The 19147-nt window shown below is 72.1% G+C and carries 20 protein-coding genes; 9 read left to right on the top strand and 11 right to left on the bottom strand.

The window, feature by feature from the left end; translation table 11 throughout:
- Positions 1-43: 43 nt before the first annotated feature.
- Positions 44-1069: a methyltransferase gene (locus AMK11_RS24610; protein ID WP_079187667.1), complete on the bottom strand. Its 1026-nt coding sequence runs from the start codon at positions 1067-1069 to the stop codon at positions 44-46.
- A gap of 59 nt (positions 1070-1128) precedes the next feature.
- Positions 1129-2202 carry a right-handed parallel beta-helix repeat-containing protein gene (locus tag AMK11_RS24605; protein ID WP_073730188.1) on the bottom strand — a complete coding sequence of 358 codons (1074 nt, stop codon included), beginning with the start codon at positions 2200-2202 and terminating at the stop codon, positions 1129-1131.
- 144 nt (positions 2203-2346) lie between these two features.
- Here AMK11_RS24605 and AMK11_RS24600 point away from each other — a divergent pair, with 144 nt between their 5' ends.
- Together AMK11_RS24600 and AMK11_RS24595 are read left to right on the top strand one after the other, a co-directional pair.
- On the top strand, positions 2347-3192 hold the full coding sequence (locus AMK11_RS24600; RefSeq protein WP_079187666.1) for a restriction endonuclease: 846 nt from the start codon (positions 2347-2349) through the stop codon (positions 3190-3192).
- Complete coding sequence (locus AMK11_RS24595; protein WP_073730187.1) at positions 3146-3682, top strand: isochorismatase family cysteine hydrolase; 537 nt, start codon at positions 3146-3148, stop codon at positions 3680-3682. Before AMK11_RS24600 ends, AMK11_RS24595 begins: the two co-directional genes overlap by 47 nt.
- A 16-nt stretch (positions 3683-3698) precedes the next feature.
- On the opposite strand, the gene AMK11_RS24590 is transcribed toward AMK11_RS24595, so the two are convergent.
- Positions 3699-4187, bottom strand: a complete 489-nt coding sequence (locus AMK11_RS24590) for a DUF5949 family protein (RefSeq protein WP_073730186.1) — start codon at positions 4185-4187, stop codon at positions 3699-3701.
- 230 nt (positions 4188-4417) lie between these two features.
- On the opposite strand from AMK11_RS24590, the gene AMK11_RS24585 reads away from it, so the two are divergent.
- Entirely contained in the window at positions 4418-4774 is a 357-nt protein-coding gene (locus AMK11_RS24585; protein ID WP_073730185.1) for a transglycosylase family protein, read from the top strand.
- Between the two features lie 24 nt (positions 4775-4798).
- On the opposite strand, the gene AMK11_RS24580 is transcribed toward AMK11_RS24585, so the two are convergent.
- From AMK11_RS24580 to AMK11_RS24560, 5 genes are all read right to left on the bottom strand, one after another.
- The gene (locus tag AMK11_RS24580) at positions 4799-5764 is read right to left on the bottom strand and encodes a YihY/virulence factor BrkB family protein (RefSeq protein ID WP_073730184.1); all 966 of its coding nucleotides are present in this window, start codon (positions 5762-5764) and stop codon (positions 4799-4801) included.
- A gap of 287 nt (positions 5765-6051) precedes the next feature.
- The gene (locus AMK11_RS24575; protein ID WP_073730183.1) at positions 6052-6882 is read right to left on the bottom strand and encodes an ABC transporter ATP-binding protein; all 831 of its coding nucleotides are present in this window, start codon (positions 6880-6882) and stop codon (positions 6052-6054) included.
- A 116-nt stretch (positions 6883-6998) separates the two neighbouring features.
- Entirely contained in the window at positions 6999-7727 is a 729-nt protein-coding gene (locus AMK11_RS24570) for a S1 family peptidase (RefSeq protein WP_073730182.1), read from the bottom strand.
- A gap of 158 nt (positions 7728-7885) precedes the next feature.
- Positions 7886-9292 (bottom strand): cytochrome P450, encoded by a 1407-nt coding sequence (locus AMK11_RS24565; protein ID WP_274535684.1) that lies wholly within the window; start codon positions 9290-9292, stop codon positions 7886-7888.
- Between the two features lie 137 nt (positions 9293-9429).
- A complete protein-coding gene (locus AMK11_RS24560; RefSeq protein WP_198941458.1) occupies positions 9430-10182 on the bottom strand; it encodes a sulfite exporter TauE/SafE family protein in 753 nt (250 codons plus the stop codon).
- 332 nt (positions 10183-10514) lie between these two features.
- Here AMK11_RS24560 and AMK11_RS24555 point away from each other — a divergent pair, with 332 nt between their 5' ends.
- The 6 genes from AMK11_RS24555 to AMK11_RS24530 all read left to right on the top strand — a co-directional run bounded on the left by AMK11_RS24555 (position 10515) and on the right by AMK11_RS24530 (position 15730).
- Positions 10515-11690 carry an ATP-binding protein gene (locus AMK11_RS24555; protein ID WP_073730179.1) on the top strand — a complete coding sequence of 392 codons (1176 nt, stop codon included), beginning with the start codon at positions 10515-10517 and terminating at the stop codon, positions 11688-11690.
- On the top strand, positions 11687-12088 hold the full coding sequence (locus AMK11_RS24550) for a roadblock/LC7 domain-containing protein (protein ID WP_073730178.1): 402 nt from the start codon (positions 11687-11689) through the stop codon (positions 12086-12088). Before AMK11_RS24555 ends, AMK11_RS24550 begins: the two co-directional genes overlap by 4 nt.
- Complete coding sequence (locus AMK11_RS24545) at positions 12085-12462, top strand: DUF742 domain-containing protein (RefSeq protein ID WP_073730177.1); 378 nt, start codon at positions 12085-12087, stop codon at positions 12460-12462. The genes AMK11_RS24550 and AMK11_RS24545 overlap by 4 nt, the downstream gene beginning before the upstream one ends.
- Positions 12437-13030: a GTP-binding protein gene (locus tag AMK11_RS24540; RefSeq protein ID WP_073730176.1), complete on the top strand. Its 594-nt coding sequence runs from the start codon at positions 12437-12439 to the stop codon at positions 13028-13030. The genes AMK11_RS24545 and AMK11_RS24540 overlap by 26 nt, the downstream gene beginning before the upstream one ends.
- 15 nt (positions 13031-13045) lie before the next feature.
- Entirely contained in the window at positions 13046-14395 is a 1350-nt protein-coding gene (locus AMK11_RS24535) for a cytochrome P450 (RefSeq protein WP_073730175.1), read from the top strand.
- 207 nt (positions 14396-14602) lie between these two features.
- Positions 14603-15730, top strand: a complete 1128-nt coding sequence (locus AMK11_RS24530) for a tryptophan dimethylallyltransferase family protein (RefSeq protein WP_073730174.1) — start codon at positions 14603-14605, stop codon at positions 15728-15730.
- A gap of 100 nt (positions 15731-15830) precedes the next feature.
- On the opposite strand, the gene AMK11_RS24525 is transcribed toward AMK11_RS24530, so the two are convergent.
- The 3 genes from AMK11_RS24525 to paaI form a co-directional block, all read right to left on the bottom strand.
- Positions 15831-17129, bottom strand: a complete 1299-nt coding sequence (locus AMK11_RS24525; protein WP_073730173.1) for a flavin-containing monooxygenase — start codon at positions 17127-17129, stop codon at positions 15831-15833.
- Positions 17130-17256: 127 nt separating this feature from the next.
- Positions 17257-18606 carry a phenylacetate--CoA ligase PaaK gene (gene paaK / locus AMK11_RS24520; protein WP_073730172.1) on the bottom strand — a complete coding sequence of 450 codons (1350 nt, stop codon included), beginning with the start codon at positions 18604-18606 and terminating at the stop codon, positions 17257-17259.
- Entirely contained in the window at positions 18603-19052 is a 450-nt protein-coding gene (paaI, locus tag AMK11_RS24515; RefSeq protein ID WP_073730171.1) for a hydroxyphenylacetyl-CoA thioesterase PaaI, read from the bottom strand. Before paaI ends, paaK begins: the two co-directional genes overlap by 4 nt.
- Positions 19053-19147: the final 95 nt, after the last annotated feature.

Genomic DNA, 19147 nt, shown 5'->3' with positions numbered 1-19147 from the left:
GCACGTCGCGGACCGGCGGCCGAAGTGCGGCCCGCCCGTCAGCTCACTCGGGCACCGTGCAGTCGAACGCGTGCAGGTAGGGGTTGACCGGGCGGATGTCGTCGATGACGAGGCCCGCGTCGGTCAGCCGGCCGACCATGCTGTCGGTGGTGTGCTTGGCGCCGCCGACGTTGAGGAGCAGCAGCAGGTCCATCGCGGTGCTGAACCGCATGGAGGGCGAGTCGTCGACGAGGTTCTCGATGACCACGACCCGTGCCCCGGGGCCGCCCGCCGCCATGACGTTGCGCAGGGCGCGGGCGGTGCTGTCGTCGTCCCACTCCAGGATGTTCTTGATGACGTAGACGTCGGCCCGGACCGGGATGGCCTCCCGGCAGTCGCCCGGCACGATCCGCACCCGGTCCGCGAGCGAACCGCCCTCGCGCAGCCGGGGGTCGGCGTTCTCCACCACGCGGGGCAGGTCGAGGAGGGTGCCGTGCATCGACGGGTACTTCTCCAGCAGGCTGGCCACCACGTGCCCCTGGCCGCCGCCGATGTCGGCCACCGACGTGCTCGCGGACAGGTCGAGGAGCGCTGCGACGTCCTGGGCCGACTGCCGGCTGGACGTGGTCATGGCGCGGTTGAAGACCTCGGCCGACTCGGGGGCGTCCTCGTTGAGGTAGGTGAAGAACTCCTTGCCGTACAGGCCCTCGACGACGTTGGAGCCGGTGCGGACCGCCTCGTCGAGCAGGGGCCAGGCGTCCCAGGTCCACGGTTCGGTGCACCACAGGGTGATGTAGCGCAGGCTGTGCGGGTCGTCCTCGCGCAGCAGCAGGGACATGTCGGTGTGCGTGAACGTCCCGTCCTTGTGCTCGGCGAAGACGCCGTGGCAGGTCAGGGCGCGCAGCAGCCGGCGCAGCGGCCTCGGCTCGGTCTTCACCGCGGCCGCGAGGTCCTCCACGGCCATCGGTGAGTCGCCGAGCGCGTCGGCGACGCCGAGCCGGGCGGCCGCGCGGAGGGCGGCGGCACATGCCGCCCCGAACACGAGCTCCCGCAGCCGCATGGGCGGGGGCGGGGCGGTCTGTGCGGTCATGTGCCGCGTCCTTCTTTCTTCTGCGTTCTTCCGGGTTCCCCGGTGACTACGGCCGGCCGTCAGCACAGACCCGCGGGCTCGGAGGCGCCGCAGGTGTTGCCGGTGAAGGTGTTGCTCTTGGCGGTGTCGCCGGTCGTCGCGTTGACGAGGTCGGCGGGGGAGTTGTCGCGCAGCCGGTTGCCGTTGATCTCGTTCTTCGAGTTGGCGGCGCCCACCATGCTCTTGGCCAGGACGATGCCGCCGGACATCGACGACTTGCCGGAGTTGCCCTCGACCGTGTTGTCGGCGACCAGGACCTTCTCGACGCCGGTCAGGACGATGCCGGAACCCTGGAGGGCCTCCAGCCGGTCGGTCTTCGGGCAGGACTTGTTGTTGCGCACGACGTAGTTGTCGCGCACGACCAGGTCGCCGGCCATGGGCTTGTTCTCGTCGCCGACGACGAACACGCCCGCGCAGTTTCCGGTGATGAGGTTGTCCGCGACGGCCAGATTGCGCAGCCGCCGGACGGTGATGCCGATCCGGTTGCCCTCGAGCCGGTTGTGCGCGACCTCGGTGCCCTGGGTGTCCACGGCGCCTTCCTCGGCCTTGATGGTGTTGGCGAGGAAGATGCCCGCGTCGCCGTTGTCGCGGGCGGTGTTGTCCCGGAAGATGCCGTGGATCGACCGCTCCTGGGCGATGCCCCAGACCCCGTTCTTCACGGCCGTGACGTTGCGCACGGTCAGGCCGTCGGTGGCCATGGAGAACAGGCCGGTGCGCTTGAAGCCGGTCACCGTCAGGTTGGCGACGGTGATGCCCTTGACGTTCTCGTCCTTCGTCCCGATCACGCAGATGCCGTTGCCGCCCTCGGCGCAGGTGTTGTCCTCGGCGGCCTTCTCCGTGCCCGGCTTGATGACGGTGCTGCGGCCCATGCCGCGCAGGGTGAGTCCGGGCGTGCTCACCTTGACGCTCTCGTGGTACGTGCCGGGGGTGAGGAGGACGGTGTCGCCCGGGCCGGCGGCGTCGACCGTCTTCTGGATCGATTCGCCGGGGTGGACCACGTGGGTCATGTGGCCGGCGGACGCCGGAGCCGCACCGAGCCCCGTTCCGATCATCGCTGCGGTGCACACCAGGTACACGACATGGCATTTCTTCATATTCCGCACGCTATGCCCGAAAGATTCCCACACCGGTCGGATGCGCCATCCGACGGCGTGTCATGAACGGACGGTGAACGCCCGGTTCTTGGGAAGACGGGCGTAGGTGATCTTCATGTCGTCGGCCAGGAAGGAAACACCCTCGTGACCGCTCCCGCACGACGCCCCCGCCGAAGTCGCTCCGGGCGCCGCTTCGACCTCCGTGCGACGGCCCTGTTCTTCGGACTCGCCGCCGTCGGCCTGTGTGTCGCGGGATGGGCCGTGCGGATGGCGCTCGACGTCGCCGAGCGGCGCCCGGCCTGGGCGCTCGTCCTGGTGCTGGGCGGAGTACTGGCCTGTCTCGTCGGCCGGCGCAGGCGCTCCGGACTCTCGGCCTCCGGCCTGGCGCGGCGCACCACGCGCGCACTGGCGGCGGGCACGGCGACGGCCCTGGAGGCACTGGAGGAGACACGGACGACCGAGGCGCCGCGGGAGGCGTCCCACATCCCTCAGCCCGCGACCACGACGGCCGACGACGACCAGCCGCTGACCGCCGACGAGTTCGAGCAGGCGATAGCCGACCTCTGCCTGCGCGACGGCTGCGCCGAGGTGGAGGTCGTCGGCGGCGCGGGCGACCTGGGCGCCGACGTGACGGCGGTGGCCCCCGACGGCCGGCGCCTGGTCATCCAGTGCAAGTGCTACGCCGACGGCAACAAGGTCGGCTCCGAGGACCTGCAGCGCTTCGGCGGCACCTGTTTCACCGTCCACGACGCCGACGTCGCGGTCGTCGTCACCACCAGCGACTTCACCCGCCCGGCCGTCGAGTACGCCGAACAGAGCGGAATAGTCTGCGTGGACGAGGGTCGGCTGCGGGACTGGAGCGAGGGCGCCGGACCGGCGCCCTGGGCGCTCGCCCCCGCGCGGCCGAGCGGTTTCCCGGCCGCGCAGTGGCAACCTGTGCCGCATGGGCAAAACAGCGCTGATCGTCATCGACATGATCAACACCTATGACCACAAGGACGCCGACTCGCTGATTCCCTCGGTGGAATCCGTACTCCCCGCCGTGACCGGTCTGCTGGAGCGGGCGCGACGGCAGGGCGTTCCCGTGATCTACGTCAACGACAACTTCGGCGAGTGGCGCTCGCACCACGGCGAGATCCTCGACCAGGCCCTCGCCGGACCGCACGCCCGCCTCGTCGAGCCGCTGCGGCCCGACGGCTCGTCCCTCTTCGTGGTCAAGGCACGCCATTCCATCTTCTTCGAGACCCCGTTGACGTACCTGCTGTACGAGCAGGGCATCGACCGGCTGGTGCTGTGCGGGCAGGTGACCGAGCAGTGTGTGCTCTACTCGGCGCTCGACGCCCACATCCGCCATCTGGAGGTCATCGTGGCGCGCGACGCGGTCGCCCACATCCACTCCGACCTCGCGGACGCCGCGCTGCGCATGATGGAGCGCAACATGGGCGCCCGGGTGTGCGACAGCGGCGAGTTGTGGACGTGAGACGAACCGCCGCGCGTCAGCTGCGCAGGGTGCGCACGGGCAGGATCATCTGGGCCGCCGACGCCAGTGTCCGCTCGTCGTTAGCGAAGGCGGCGACCGCCTCGCCGTCGCCTGGCTCCCCGTCGCCCCACGGGCGGGCGGTGAAGATCAGGCAGGCGTACCCGCGCTCGTCGACCGCGCGGCGCCACTGCGCCGTGGGGGCGAACTGGGCGTTGACCCCCGGCATCGTGAGGGCCGCCGCGCCCGGCACCACCAGCAGCGTCACCGGCAGGTTCGGCAGCCGCGCGGCGTCCACGACACCGTCGCCGACGGACAGCCCGGCGTGGCCCAGCAGCCGCTCCACGGCGGCCCCGGTCGCCTCCGGGCCGCCCTCGCCGTCGCCCAGGGAACAGGCGAGGAGGAAGGGGACGTCGCCGTCGGGGGTCTCCCGGCTCCAGGACATGATGACGAGCGTGCCGAGGTCGGCGGTTCGCAGGGGGCGTGTGTCAGTTGAGATCGAGGTCACCGCGAAACCGTAAGGGCGCGCCGTGCCGCACTCGCTCGCCGCTCACCCGACTGGCCGAGCCCTGCGCGGTCCTTCACACGAACGAGGGGCGCGCACCCGGCGCTTCGCGAGGCGGCTCCGCGCCCACGCCTGGCTCGGGGGTGCCGTCGGGTGGTCCGCGTGCCCCGACCGGCGCAACGGGACGGTGGCCGGCGAGGCGTCGCACCGTCACCCGGTGTAACAGTCTCGGTATGATCTGTAGACGAGATGTTCATCAGAGCGCCTCGCGCGTCCGCACGGCCAGGACCGCGGCGGTGGCCCTCCTCGCCGCGGCAGCCCTGGGCGCGACCACCGAGGCGGCGGCCGCGGCCACCGTCCCCGTGCGCACCGACTGGGACGCCATCGCCGCCTGTGAGTCCGGCGGCGACTGGAACGCGAACACCGGCAACGGCTACTACGGCGGTCTGCAGTTCGCTCCGTCGAGCTGGGCCGCCGCGGGCGGCCTCGCGTACGCGCCGCGCGCCGACCTCGCCACCCGCGGGGAGCAGATCGCCGTCGCCAAGAGCCTCGCCCGCATCCAGGGCATGTCGGCCTGGGGCTGCGCCTGAGGCGCGAGCGGCGCGGACCGGGTGTCAGTCACCCGGACCCGGGTCCGGCCGTACCGGAGTGCGGATGCCGGCCCGGGCCGCCTCCAGCTGGGCCGCGAAGGCGATGCCGAGGAAGAGCGCCACCGCCGTGAGGTTCGCCCACAGCAGCAGCGCGATGAAGGCGGTGAGCGGTCCGTACACCGCGCCGAAGGCTCCGCTGTGACCGACGTACAGCGCCAGCAGCCAGGTCGCCGACACCCACAGCACCAGGTGGACCGCGGAACCGAAGGCCAGCCAGGTGTAGCCGGGCTGGTCGCGGCGGGGCGACCAGCGCAGGATCACCGCCGAGGCGACCCAGGCCAGCAGCAGCCCCGCCGGTACCTCCAGCGCGGTCCACCAGCCGGGAGCGCCGGCCCGGTCGCCGGCGGAGCGGGCCACGGCGTCCCCGACGGCCTCGCCCGCGACGAGCACCAGGAACCCCAGCACCATCGGCAGGCCCGCGGTGAGCGCGAGCACCAGCGCCCTGCCGTACTTGCGGAGGGAGGGGCGGTCGCGCTCGATGCCGTAGATGCGGTTGGCGCCCCGCTCGATCTGGCCCATGGCCGAGGCGAGGTTCAGCAGGGCGAACGCCAGCCCGAGCCAGAGCGCCAGCGCGCTCCACGCGTCGCTGCCGGCGCTGCGCCGGGTGCCCTCGAACGCCTTCTCCACGACGTCGGCGCTGGCCCCCGGCACGATCCGCCCGAGCGTGAGCTCGACGACCCGGCCCACGCCCTCGGTGTGGACCGACGTGGCGAGGCCGACGAGCACGATGGTGAACGGGACCAGTCCGAGGACCACCTGGAAGGCGAGGGCCCGTGCGTTGGTGAAGCCGTCCGCGTAGCGGAACCGGGCGAAGGAGTCGGTCAGGAGCCGCAGACCTCCGTAACGGCGCAGCGCGGTCAGGGCTTCGTCGCCGGAGAGTTCCTCTCCGAGCATGTCGCGGGTCTGCGGGACGTGCACGGCGGTTCCCACGGTGCGGCTGCTCCTCGGGGTCGGGGTGGGCGAAGGCGCGGACCTCCACCCATGCGCATGCCCCTGAACGAGCCGGGCAGCACCCACCGGACGACCGGCGGCGGCCGATCGGGTGGCGGTGCCCGGAGTTGACCGGGGTAACCCGTGGGTGTGCATGTGACCGGACCGCCGCCGTCGCCTGTTTCCCCCGGGCGGCGGCTGGGCAGTCCCCTGGCGGGGGAGCCGAGGGGCGGTCCCGGACGTTCCGTACGCCGATACCTCCGGGGCCGCCCTCGCTCACTCCGCTCTCAGGAACGGCTTCCCGAGTAGGCCGACCAGCGGCCGTCCCGCCTGGCCACCGTGATGTCCCGGCCGAAGCACGCGGTCAGCAGGGAGTCGGTGAGGACGTCGTCCACGGGCCCGCGGGTCAGGATCCGGCCCTCGCGCAGGAGCAGGGCGTGGCTGACGGCGGGGAACAGCTCCTCCAGATGGTGGGTCACCGTCACGGTGGCCAGCCGCGGTCGCCCCCCGGCCAGCCGGTGCATGGCCTCGACGAGGTCCTCCCGGGAGGGCAGGTCCAGCGCGTTGAAGGGCTCGTCCAGGAGGAGCAGGGCCGGGTCGGCCATCAGTGCCCTGGCGATGAGGACCCGCGCCCGCTGGCCGCCCGAGCACACGCCGTACGGCCGGTCGGCCAGCTCCTTGACACCGAGTTCGGTGAGCAGGTCGCGGGCGCGGAGGCGGACCTCGTCGTCGTACGTCCGCCACAGGGGCTGCACGGTGCCGCTGTGCCCGGTGAGGACGACCGTGTGGGCGGTGAGGTCCTGCGGCACTCGCTGGGCGGAGTTGACGTGGCCGATGCGGGCCCGCAGCTCACGGACGTCCACCCGGCCGAGCCGGCTGCCGAGGACCTCCACCGTCCCGGTCGTCGGGTGCATCAGCGCGCCCAGCAGCCGCAGCAGGGTGGTCTTGCCGGCGCCGTTGGCTCCCAGCAGGGCCCAGTGCTCTCCCGGCCGGACCGTCCAGTCGACGCCGTCGAGGATGAGCTGGTCGGTGGTGTGGCGGCGGACACCGACGTCCTGGAGCCGGAGGACGGCCGCGTCGTACTCGGTCACGGGGGAGTCGGCTGTCTGCCCTGCCATTGCGTCTCCTTCGCGCGGGAGGCCGGTGGTTCGCGCCGAAGGATAGATGCATGTGCCATGCGTCTGCCGGGCCGTCCGGTTGCTGGACGGCCCGGCCCGCTGCCGGGGAGGGCGGATCAGACGCCGGCGACCGACTGGATCCAGGAGCGGTACGCCGTCACGTTCGTGTACGCCGTGGTGGTCTGGCGGTCGCTGGTCGAGGCGACGCCGACCTGGACGCCGCCGGCCATCATCGGACCGCCGGAGTCGCCGCCCGCGGTGATGCCGTCACCGGGGCGGGCGCAGATGGCCTGGCCGTAGTAGGCGTCGTAGCAGCCGCGGGTGACGGTCAGGTTGGCGACCTTCAAGTACCGGGACTGGCAGTTGATCTCCGAACCGCACCGGGAGGTGGCGCCCCAGCCGTAGACCTGTACGTTCTGGCCGACGCGCACCGTGCCGGGCTGGCCGAGCCGCGCGTAGGAGGCGGAGACGGAGCGGTCGAGGCGCACCAGTGCGAGGTCCGACGAGGAGTGGGTGACGGTCTGCACGCCGTTCGCCACGGTGCCGCCGGAGCTCTGGTCGAGGCTGCCGATGCGGAAGGAGAGCCCGCCGCCGCTCACGCAGTGCTTGGCGGTGAGTATCCAGGTGGGGGAGATGATGGTGGCGCTGCAGGTCTGGGTGCCGTTGGAGAACAGCCGGGCCGCCCAGGGGGCGTTCTGGGCGTAGCCGCCGCCGATGATCGGCTGGGGGCCGCCCTCACCGGGCCTGGGCTCGGCCGCGGAGGCGTTCGGCGCGAGCGCGAGGGCGGACAGCAGTGCGGCCATGAGCGCGGCCAGCAGGGTGGGGACGAGTCTGGTGATGCGCAAGGCTCCTCGATTCCGACGACACGCGTGGGGTCGCGTGTGGTGGGTGGGGGCGCTCAGCATCTCCGGCGGGGAACGGGGGTCACCAATCCCGGTTTCCCATAACGCGCCGTTATGGAAAGGGCCCGGAGCCCGTTGGGCCCCGGGCGCTGCGCGTCGACTCAACCGGCCGCGTGGGCCGCGGGGTTCCGTCGGTCCCGCACGGTCATCGACAGGGTCCGGGGCCGCACGGTGGCCGCGGCGACGGGCCGCACGGTCTGTCCCGGCGCGAGTTCCAGGCGTACCCGCCGGACGATGGTGGCGACGGCGGTGAGGAGCTCGGTGAGGGCGAACCGGTCGCCGATGCACTTGTGCTTGCCCGCGCCGAAGGGCAGGAACGCGTGCGAGGGCCTGGGACCGTCACCGTCCGGCCGGCGGTCGGGGTCGAACCGCAGCGGGTCCGGGAAGAGCGCGGGATCGCGGTGGAGGGCGTGCTGGCAGTAGGCGAGTTCGGTCCCGGCGGGCACGGTCCAGGGGCCGAGGCGGGTCTCGGTGACGGTGCGCCGGGTGACGAGCCAGCCGGTGTGGTGCAGTCGCAGCGTCTCGTCGACGACCCGTCTCAGGTAGGGGAGCCGGCCCAGGTCGTCGAAGGCCACCGGCCGGCCGCCGAGCACGTCGTCGAGTTCCGCGAGGACCTTGGCCTCGACGTCCGGGTTGCGGGCGAGTTCGTACAGCGTCCAGGAGAGCACCGAGGCGGTGGTCTCGGTGCCGGCCACGGCCAGGGTGAGGATCTCGGAGGAGATCTGGTGCCCGGTCAGCGGCCGGCCGGTCTCCTCGTCCGTGGTGCGCAGCAGCAGGGACAGCATGTCGCCGGTGTCGTGGCCGGAGGCCCGCAGGCCGGTGACGGCCCGGTCGATGGTGGCCCGTACGGCGTCCCGTGCCCTGGTGAAGCGGCGGTTGGCGGGCAGCGGCAGCCGCTCCACCCAGTCGGGGAGCATGACGCGGGCGCCGACGCCGTTCATCACGACGGACAGGTCCGCGCGCAGGCGGCGGAAGGCGGTCTCGTCCAGGCTGCCCGAGAACACCGTCTTGGCCAGCATGTTCAGGCTGAGCCCCACCATCGCCTCCCGCACGTCCAGGGCCCGGCCGACGGCCCAGTCGTCGACGGCCGCCTCGGTCTCCCCGCGCATGGTGTCGACGTAGCGGTCGATCCGTTCGCGGGCGAAGGCGGGCTGGAGCTGGCGCCGTTTGCGGACGTGGGTCTGTCCGGCGGCGGTGACGACGGAGTCGCCCAGCAGCTGGCCCATCTTCTCGAAGAAGCGGCCCTTGTCGAGGCTCGGGCCGAGGTCGGTCAGCATGGTGCGGATGAGGCCGGGGTCCTGGACGACGAGGGTGCGGGTGCCGGGCTGGAGGGTGATCTCGACGACCGGTCCGTAGGAGGTGCGCAGTGCGGCGATGAAGCCGAGGTTGTCGCGCATGAGCTGTATCGCGTGACCCAGGAACGGCAGCGAACCCGCTGCCCTGGGTATGGGGGGAGGCGCTACGAGCGTCACGGGGGTGTCCCTTCGATTCGATCTCGGGCGCTCCATGGCTTCCCTGATCGCTCGCGGGATCAATCCGTGCGGGCACGTGGTCCATCCCACGTGCCCGGTCCGCCCGGACGTGAGTGCGGCGACAAGTGGCGGGGAAGGTTCCACTTTTGGCCGCTTCCCCGCCACAGGACGGCTCAGCGCAGCAGCAGCTGCACCAGGGCCACGGTGCCGACCGCCACGACGATGATCCGCAGCGCCAGGGGGCTGAAGCGGCGGCCCACCTTGGCCCCGGCGTACCCGCCGAGGGCCGAGCCGACCGCCAGCAGCGCCACGGCCGTCCAGTCGAAGTCCGCGGCGAAGAGGAAGAAGAGCGCGGCGACGGTGTTCACGACGGCGGAGAGGACGTTCTTGACGCCGTTGAGGCGCTGCAGCGGCTCGTCGAGCAGCATGCCCATCAGGGACAGGTAGATGATCCCCTGCGCGGCGGTGAAGTAGCCGCCGTAGACGCTCGCCAGCGTCAGCCCGGAGAACAGCAGCGGGCCGCCGTCCCGGCGCGGCGAGGCGCCGGTGCGCTCGCGGCGGCGCTGCACCCACCTGCCGATCTGGGGCTGGAGCGCCACCAGCACCAGGGCGAGACCCACCAGTACCGGCACGATCGTCTCGAACGCGTCCGCGGGCAGGGCGAGCAGCAGCGTGGCACCGGCCAGGCCGCCGGCCAGCGCACCGGCGCTGAGCCTCAGCACCCGCCGGCGCTGGCCGCTCAGTTCCTTCCGGTACCCGATGGCGCCGCTGATGGAGCCCGGGATGAGTCCGAGCGCGTTGGACACCGTCGCGGTGACGGGGGGCAGTCCCGTGGCCAGCAGCACCGGGAAGGTGATCAACGTCCCGGAGCCGACGACGCTGTTGATGGCGCCGGCTCCCACGCCCGCCGCGAACACCGCGGCCATCGCCTCGGGCGTCACGGCAGGCCGTCCGGGGCCGGCCGAGCGCGCGGCCGGAAGGTGTCTAGTGCATCTTTCACGGGGCTGACTGTACCCACCGCCGAAGTGACAGGAAGCGGCGGTTCCAACCAGTCCTGGATGAACACTTCTTGACGTAAATTCACCTGATCATGCGGTGATACGATCACCGCGTTTGCGGAGCGGGCGGATGGGTGAAAGACGGCATCCCCGACTTCAGGGACAGCCCGGGCAGCACCCCCGGTGCCGGGCGGTCCACCGGGCCGCCCGCGTGCACGGGAACTCAGCGAACCGGCCTTCAGTCGCCTGAAGAGAGTCTTATGACGGAATACACAGGGAACCCATTGCTCTGGGCCCTTCTCGTCGCCCTCGTCGCCGCCGCCGTGCTCATCGGCCGGCAGCGCGGGGCGGCACGAGCTCTGCGGCAGGAGGTCCAGGGGCTCAAGCAGCACTACACGGAGCTGGAGAACGACTACGGCAACTCCGTGCGGGCGGCCCAGGAGCGGGCCGAGGACGAGACCAAGACCGTGCTGAAATCGGCCATGCGGACCCTGCAGGGCCTCGCCGCCGAACAGCAGCTGGTGCTCTCCCGGCTGCAGACCAAGTACGGGGACTCGGCGCTGCTCCAGGACCTGCTGGAGATCGACCACACCAACTCGCAGTTCGGCCGGCGCGCCCAGTCCATCGCGGTGCTGTGCGACGGCTGGCTCGGCGGCCGCCGCGACACCGCCTCGGTGTACGACGTGGTGCGCAGCGCCCAGGGCCGCATCCGGCACTTCCGCCGGGTGGAGATCCTCTCCCAGGTCGACTTCGGCATCACCAGCCGTGCCGTCGAGCCCGTCGCCCTGGCCCTCGCCGAGCTGCTCGACAACGCCACCAGCTACTCCAGCCCGGACACCGTCGTCGAGATCAACATCCGTACCGTGCCCAAGGGCATCTGCGTCGTCGTCGACGACGCGGGCGTCGGCATGAGCGACGAGGAGCGCGTCCGCGCCGACAAGCTCCTCGCCACCGAGCGCGCCTCGGGCGTGGCGGGGCTCGGCAACCCGCCGCAGTTCGGCTTCGCGGTCATCGGCCTGCTCTGCGAGCGCTTCGGCTTCGAGGTCTCGGTGGACTCCTCGTCCCCCTACGGAGGTGTGCGCGCCGTGGTCCTGCTCCCGCACGACCTGCTCACCGCCATGCCGGAGAGGAAGGCACCCGCCGCCCCGGCCGTCCGCAACGCCGCCCGGCCCGAGGCGGACGGCGGACCGGAGGCGGCGCTCGCCCCCTCCGAGACCAGCGACGGCCTGCCCCGGCGGCGCCGCAAGCGCCCGATGGCCATCGTGCCCGGCAGCGCGGCCGCCCCGCGTACCGCCGGCCGTTCCGACGCCGAGCAGGCACAGGTCATGGCCGCTTTCCAACGGGGCACGCAGACCGGCCGCGGCACCGGACCCCAGGACGCCGACCGGACACGCAGAACATCTGGTGCAAGCAGAGAAGGACATGAGGACTCGTGAACGACGATCTGTCATGGATGCTCGACAGCGCCCTGGAGATTCCCGGGGCCCTGCACGCGGTCCTGATCTCGGCCGACGGGCTGCTGATGGCCCGGACGCAGGACTTCGACAAGGACGACGCCGACCGGGTCGCGGCCGCGATGAGCGGCGTGCAGTCGCTCAGCCGGACCCTCGCCTTCTTCTGTGAGGACCCGAGCCAGTCCTGGCGGCAGACCCTGGTCGAGTTCGACGGCGGCTGGGTGTTCCTGATCTCCGCCGGCGAGGGCGCCTACCTCGGCGTCTCCGCCTCCCCGGACGTCGACATGGCCGACATCACCTTCCGGATGCAGCAGCTCGTCGCCCAGCTCGGCAAGCGGCTGACGACGCCGCCGCGCGAGAACCTCGGTTCCCGCTCATGACCGGCCACGACGGCTGGGAGCCCGAGGCGCCCGAATTAGTGCGGCCGTACGTCATCACCAAGGGCCGCGGCCTGCCCGACGAGGACCACCTCTCCCTCATCACCCTCGTCACGGCCGCCGACGGGCACGCACGGAGGCCACTGCGGCTCTCCCCCGAGGAGCAGAGCCTGCTGGACCTGTGCTCCGCCGGCTACCTGTCGGTCGCCGAGATCGCCGGGCACACCCACTTCCCGCTGGGCGTGGTGCGCATCCTGCTGGCCTCCCTGATGGAGGGCGGCCACCTCATGACCCGTCCGCCGGTGGCCCGCGCCCGCCTGGCCGACAAGGAGATCCTGGAGGAGGTGCTCAATGGGCTCCGCGCCAAGTTTGGATGAGCGGGACTACGTGCGCGGCGGGGCGACCCAGACCGCGGTGAAGATCCTCGTCGTCGGTCACTTCGCGGTGGGCAAGACCACCCTCATCGGCTCCATCTCCGAGATCGAGCCGCTGTCCACCGAGGAGACGATGACGCAGGCCGCCGAGTCGGTCGACGACCTCAAGGGGGTCCAGGGCAAGACCACCACCACGGTCGCCATGGACTTCGGTCGGCTGACCATCAGCGACCGCGTCGTGCTGTATCTGTTCGGCACCCCCGGGCAGCAGCGCTTCGTGCAGATGTGGGAGGACATGGCGCGCGGCGCGCTCGGTGCCCTGGTGCTCGTCGACCCCGAGCGGCTGGCCGACTCCTTCCCGGTGATCGACCTCATCGAGCAGTACGGCCTCGACTACGCCATCGCCGTCAACCACTTCGACGGCGTCCCCCTGCGCGACGAGCGGGCCCTGCGCGAGGCGCTGGACCTGCTCGACGACACCCCCGTCGTCACCTGCGACGCCCGCGACGAGAAGTCCTCGGCCGCCGCACTGACCACCCTCGTCCGCTACTTGCTGGACCGCACCCGCTAGGAGCTGGGAGCAGACATGAACGCCCACGACACCGCCCCGGTGCCGCCCCCGGGGTGCCCGGCGCACGGCTCCGGCGCCCGAGTGCCCCTGCACGGGCCGGAGTTCGCCGCCCACCCCCAGGCGTACTACGAGTACCTGCGTCACTACGGGGCCGCCGCGCCCGTCGAACTGGCCCCGGGCGTCGAGGCGACGCTGGTCACCGACTACGCGGCGGCGCTCCAGCTGCTGCAGGACTCCGGCTCCTTCCGCAAGGACGCGCGCCGCTGGCGGGCCTTCAACGAGGGCAAGGTCGGCCCGGACAGCCCGGTCGCCCCGCTGCTCGCCTACCGGTCCAACTGCATGTTCGCCGACGGAGCCGACCACATCCGGCTGCGGCAGGCGGTCACCGACAGCATGGCGCGGGTGGACACCCGGCGGCTCAGCCGCAGCACCGAGCAGATCTCCCGCTACCTCATCTCGCAGTTCGGCTCCCGCGGTTCCGCCGACCTGCTCGGCGACTACGCCAAGCAGCTCCCGCTGTTCGTGTTCAACGAACTCTTCGGCTGCCCCGCCGACATCGGTGACCGGGTGCTGTTCGGCATCTCGGGCATGTTCGACGGCGTCAACGCCGAGAAGGCCACCGCCGTGCTGTTCCAGGCGGTGGAGGAGCTCGTCGCGCTCAAGCGGAACAAGCCCGGCGAGGACGTCACCTCCTGGCTGATGCGGCACGAGGCGCAGCTCGGCGACGAGGAGATGGTCCATCAGCTCGCGCTGCTGCTGGGCGCGGGCGCCGAACCGCTGCGCAACCTCATCGGCAACACCCTGCACCGGCTCCTCACCCACGAGCGCTACGCGCGCGAGGGCGGCCTGATCGACGAGGCCCTCGACGACACCCTGTGGGAGAACCCACCGATGTCGAACTACGCGCCGCACTACCCGGCCGCCGACACGGAACTCGCCGGGCAGCAGCTGCAGGCGGGCGACCTGGTCCTGGTCAGCTTCGCGGCCGCCAACACCGGACCGGCCCTCAAGGCCGCGCGTCAGGCCGGCAGCAACCGGGCCCACCTGGCCTGGAGCGCGGGCCCGCACGCCTGCCCGTCCAAGGAACCGGCCCGGCACATCACGGTCACCGCCATCGAGCACCTGTTCAACGAGTTGCCGGACGTCCGACTCGCCGTTCCCGAGGACAGCCTGACGTGGCGTCCGGGCCCCTTCAACCGGGCCCTCGCCACCCTGCCCGCCCGCTTCACCCCGGTGCGCTCGGGGCGGGCCGCGGACGCGCAGCCGGGCGCCGGGACCGCCGAGCGGCAGACGGCGGAGAGCTCCGCCCGTCCGGCCGAACGCGGAGGCATGTGGAGCCAGTTCCTCAACTGGCTCACCAGGTGACATGCGCAACACCCGCCCAACCAGCCCCTTCCGCATGAAGGTTCGACGGCACGGGTAGTGAGCAACGCGGCATTCAAGTTGCTTACGAGTAAAAGGAGGTGTCGTGGAGCACATATCCACGAACGCCGCTTTCCCGCCGCAGAACCCCCCGATACCCGCCTCGCCAGGCGGGTATCTCTCTGTGCGGCCCCGGCGGGGGACGGGCCGATGAGCGCCGCACCGACGGCCGCGGACGTCGCGGGCGCACCGACCCTCGGCGCCCTCACCGGCGGCCAGCTGCGAAGACTCGGCGCGGTCGCCGGGCTCTCCGCGTCCGACGCCGAGGCCTACGCCGGCGTGCTGACCGACGTCCTGGGCCCGGTGGCCGAGCGGCCCCTGAGCCTGCCGCCGCCCAACCGCACCTTCCTGTCCGACGACCACACCCCGGTGGAGTTCTCCCTGTCGTTCCAGCCGGACGCGGCACCCTCCCTGCGGGTGCTCCTGGAGCCGGGCTGCGGCGCAGACAGCCTGGCTCAGGAGGGCCGCGCCGGGCTGGAGGCGGTCCGGGCCATGGCGCGGCGCTGGAACTTCTCCACCGCCGCGCTCGACGGGCTCCGCGACCTGTTCCTGCCACCGTCCCCGCACGGGCCCCTCGCCCTGTGGATCGCCCTGGAGCTGGAGCCCGGCGGCGTACCGAAGGTCAAGGTCTACCTGAACCCGGCAGCGCGCGGGGCGGAACGTTCCGCCGCGACGGTGCGCGAGGCGCTGGACCGGCTGGGCCACCGGCGGGCCTTCGCGAGTCTGCCCGCCGGCAGCGGCTATCCGTTCCTCGCCCTCGACCTGGGCGACTGGGCGGAACCCCGGGCGAAGGTCTACGTCCGCCACGAGAGCCTCACGGCCGGGCGGGCCGGGCGGCTGTCCCGCATGACGCCGGGGCCCGGCCCGGCGGCCGTCGAGGGCTTCTTCCGCACGGCCGCGGGGATCGGCCTGGACGTGACGGGACTCGGCCGGCGCCCCGGCCTGTCCTGTCACGCCTTCACCCACACCGCCTCCGCGCGGCCGAGCGGGTTCACCCTGCACATCCCGGTCAGGGACTACGCCCGGCACGACGGTGAGGCACTGGCACGGGCGTCGAGGGTGCTGCGCCACCACGGCATGGACGACGCCGTACTCGTCCGCGCCCTGGAGGCGCTCACCGAGCGCCGCCCCGAGGATGGAGTGGGCCTGATCGCCTACCTCGCCCTCGCCCACCAGCAGGGCCGCCCGCCGAGGGTGACGGCGTACCTCTCCTCGGAGGCGTACGCGGTCAGGCCGCCGGCCGTGGACACCCCGCGCGAGCCGGTGGCGGTGCGCTGAGCGGACGTCCGGACACACCTCGGGGCTCCCGGTGCGACCCACCGGGAGCCCCGCGGACGGACACGGCGACCGGACGCCGACGACGGCATCCGGGGGCCGGTCACACGGGCAGCGACTCCTTGAACTCCGCCAGGTACGGGCCCACGTCCACCTGGATCGAGGCGCCTTGCGTCCGCCCGTACCGCTGCACGATGGAGGTGAGGTAGATGTCGATCTCCTCCCGCATCTCCTGGGCCGGGGGCAGCGTGGCGTCCCCGTCGATGATCTGGCCCACCCACCGCGCCTGGGCCTCCACCAGCCGCGTGATGGCGCCCACGGGCCGGACCAGGCCCACGAAGAACAGTCCCGGACGGCCGGCCGGCACGACCCGTCGGTACAGTTCGACCGACCCGTCCGCCGCCACCGGGCACCCGGCGGGCAGGAAGGGCCAGGTCATGTGGAAGCCGGTGCAGTAGACGACCGCGTCCGCGGCCGCGGACGTGCCGTCGGTGAAGACGACCCGGTCGCCGTCGAAGGAGTCGATGGCGGGCCTGGGCGTGACCGCGCCGTGCCGGATGCGGCTGAGGATCTCGTCCGAGAGGGTCGTGGCCGAGGAGAAGACCGGGTGGTCGGGCTCGGGCAGGCCGTAGTCCGACAGCTTGCCGCGCGCGACCTGCAGCGCCTGTTCCGCCCACTGGATCCGCTCGGCGAAGGACATCTCGTTGAACCAGGGCGCTTCGGCGATCACGTCGACCGACATGCCGTAGAGCTGCTTCGGCACGATGTGCAGCCCCCGGCGCACCGAGAGGAGGGTCTCGGCGGCGTGCCGGGAGAGGTCCGCCGCGATGTCGACCGCTGAGGCGCCGAGCCCGACCACCACCACGCGCCGCCCGGCGAAGTCGGCGCCGGTGCGGTAGTCGAGGGAGTGGAGGATCCTTCCGGTGAAGGACTCGGCCCCCGCGGGGAGCGGATCGGGCAGCGCGGGGTCCGTGTGATGGCCCGACGCCACGACGACCTGCTCGAACCGGCGCGACGCCACCACACCCTCGGCGTCCCGGCTGACCACGGTCCACATGCCGTCCGCGTCCTGGCTCACGGACGTCACCTCGGTCCGCAGCTCGACGTGCTCCCGTACGCCGGACCACTCGGCGAAGGACCGCAGATACGCGGCGAACTGGCTGTGCCGGGGGTAGAGCGGGTACTCCTCGGGCATCGGGAAGTCCGCGTAACCCGTCAGCTGCTTGGCGGTGTTGAGGTGCAGGGACTGGTATCCGGGGCCCCGCTCGCCGGCCTCCGGCTGGCGCCAGATCCCACCCACGTCGTCCGCCTTCTCCAGGCAGACGAAGCCGATGCCCCGCTCCCTCAGGGCATGGGCCACCGCCAGCCCCGACAGACCTGCACCGATCACACACACACGCACGGGATTTCCCCCCAGGACGGACTCGACCTCCCCCGATCATGCACTCACTGCCCACCCGCACCTCGCTGCACACCAGTACGGGAGAGGAACGGACGTGTCCGTCCTCACGTTTCTCCCCGTCGGCCGCTCAGGCCCCGCGCTGGTCGCTCACCCGGCGGATCTTGCCGAGCGAGCGCTCCAGGGTCTCCGGCTCGACGATCTCCACCTCCACGGTCACGCCCACGCCGTCCTTGACGCCCTGTCCGATCGCCCGCGCGGCGGCCGCGCGCTGCTCGGGGCCGGCGCCGGGGCGGGCCTCCACCCGCACGGTCATGTGGTCCATGCGGCCCCGTTCGGTGAGCCGGATCTGGAAGTGCGGCGCGACGCCGGGCGTGCGCAGCACGATCTCCTCGATCTGGGTGGGGAAGACGTTCACCCCGCGCAGGATGATCATGTCGTCGCAGCGGCCGGTGACCTTGCTCATCCGGCGGAAGGCGGGCCGCGCGGTGCCCGGCAGCAGCCGGGACAGGTCGCGGGTGCGGTAGCGGATGACCGGCAGCGCCTGCTTGGTGAGGGAGGTGAAGACGATCTCGCCCTCCTCGCCCTCGGTCAGGACCGCGTCCGTGAGCGGGTCCACCACCTCCGGGTAGAAGTGGTCCTCCCACACGTGCAGCCCGTCCTTGGTCTCCACGCACTCCTGGGCCACACCGGGACCGATCACCTCGGACAGCCCGTATATGTCGACCGCGTGGATGTCCATCCGCTCCTCGATCTCGCGGCGCATCTCCTCGGTCCACGGCTCGGCGCCGAAGATGCCGACCTTCAGGGAGGTGCCGCGCGGATCGACGCCCTGGCGTTCGAACTCGTCGAGCAGGGTGAGCATGTAGGACGGCGTGACCATGATGATCTCGGGGCGGAAGTCCTGGATGATCTGGACCTGCCGGGCCGTCATGCCGCCGGAGGCCGGGATCACCGTGCACCCGGCGCGTTCGGCGCCGTAGTGCGCGCCCAGGCCGCCGGTGAACAGGCCGTAGCCGTAGGAGATGTGCACCTTGTGGCCGGGCCGGCCGCCCGCGGCGCGGATGGAGCGGGCGATCACGTCCGCCCACATGGACAGGTCGTCGTCCGTGTAACCGACGACGGTGGCCCGGCCGGTGGTGCCGCTGGAGGCGTGCACGCGCCGCACCTCGGACATCGGGACGGCGAACATGCCGAAGGGATAGGTGTCCCGCAGGTCGGCCTTGGTGGTGAAGGGGAACCGGGACAGGTCCGCCAGGCTGCGGCAGTCGTCGGGCGTGACGCCGGCCGCGTCGAACTTCTTGCGGTACAGCTCGACGTTGTCGTAGGCGTGCCGCAGGGTGGCGCGCAGCCGGTCGAGCTGGAGCTCGGCGAGCTGCTCCCGGGACAGCCGCTCCGCGTCGTCCAGGAGGTCGTGGGGGAGGGGCTCACCCCGGCGCGGTGCCGGGGCCGCCGGCCCGGTCGTCGGCTCGCTGCTCATCGCGACTCCTTCGTCGTCGTACCCTGCGTCCCGCGCGCCGTGGTGTCCCGCACGCTGCGGCTGCGTCCGCGGAACTCGGCGATCACCTCTTCGCCGCGCCGCACGGTCACGTCGTAGACGCCGCTGCGGCCGAACCGGGCGCGTTCCTCGGCCCTCGCCACGAGTACGTCGCCCTCGCGGGCGGGCGTCACGAACACGATGTCGGCACCCGCGGCGACGGTCACCGGGCCGTGGCTGTTGCAGGCGCAGGCGAAGGCCGTGTCGGCGAGCAGGAACAGATAGCCGCCGTGGGCGATGCGGTGCCCGTTCACCATCGACGGGGTCACGGCCATGCGGAGGACCGCGCTGCCCTCGCCGTGTTCGACCAGCTCTATGCCCAGCCGCCGGGACGCCTCGTCCGCGGAGAACATCACCTCCGTGGGCGTCTGATCCGTGGCCTGCGACACCTGTCCCACCACCTTGTCTCCCGAGTCTCCCGACCGACCATTCGGTTAGCGCGCGGCTCGGCTCAGTAATCCAGCCGTGGGGTCGCCCTGTCAAG

Source organism: Streptomyces sp. CB02414, from assembly GCF_001905385.1.
GTDB lineage: Bacteria > Actinomycetota > Actinomycetes > Streptomycetales > Streptomycetaceae > Streptomyces.
The sequence above is the reverse complement of the archived record's forward strand: the minus strand, read 5'-3'. Positions and strand labels throughout refer to the sequence as shown.

Coding starts and splice junctions, on each gene's coding strand:
- AMK11_RS24610 (WP_079187667.1), bottom strand. CDS start 1,069: ATGACCGCACAGACCGCCCCGCCCCCGCCCATGCGGCTGCGGGAGCTC.
- AMK11_RS24605 (WP_073730188.1), bottom strand. CDS start 2,202: ATGAAGAAATGCCATGTCGTGTACCTGGTGTGCACCGCAGCGATGATC.
- AMK11_RS24595 (WP_073730187.1), top strand. CDS start 3,146: ATGGGCAAAACAGCGCTGATCGTCATCGACATGATCAACACCTATGAC.
- AMK11_RS24585 (WP_073730185.1), top strand. CDS start 4,418: ATGATCTGTAGACGAGATGTTCATCAGAGCGCCTCGCGCGTCCGCACG.
- AMK11_RS24575 (WP_073730183.1), bottom strand. CDS start 6,882: ATGGCAGGGCAGACAGCCGACTCCCCCGTGACCGAGTACGACGCGGCC.
- AMK11_RS24565 (WP_274535684.1), bottom strand. CDS start 9,292: ATGGAGCGCCCGAGATCGAATCGAAGGGACACCCCCGTGACGCTCGTA.
- AMK11_RS24560 (WP_198941458.1), bottom strand. CDS start 10,182: ATGGCCGCGGTGTTCGCGGCGGGCGTGGGAGCCGGCGCCATCAACAGC.
- AMK11_RS24555 (WP_073730179.1), top strand. CDS start 10,515: ATGACGGAATACACAGGGAACCCATTGCTCTGGGCCCTTCTCGTCGCC.
- AMK11_RS24545 (WP_073730177.1), top strand. CDS start 12,085: ATGACCGGCCACGACGGCTGGGAGCCCGAGGCGCCCGAATTAGTGCGG.
- AMK11_RS24540 (WP_073730176.1), top strand. CDS start 12,437: ATGGGCTCCGCGCCAAGTTTGGATGAGCGGGACTACGTGCGCGGCGGG.
- AMK11_RS24535 (WP_073730175.1), top strand. CDS start 13,046: ATGAACGCCCACGACACCGCCCCGGTGCCGCCCCCGGGGTGCCCGGCG.
- AMK11_RS24530 (WP_073730174.1), top strand. CDS start 14,603: ATGAGCGCCGCACCGACGGCCGCGGACGTCGCGGGCGCACCGACCCTC.
- paaK (WP_073730172.1), bottom strand. CDS start 18,606: ATGAGCAGCGAGCCGACGACCGGGCCGGCGGCCCCGGCACCGCGCCGG.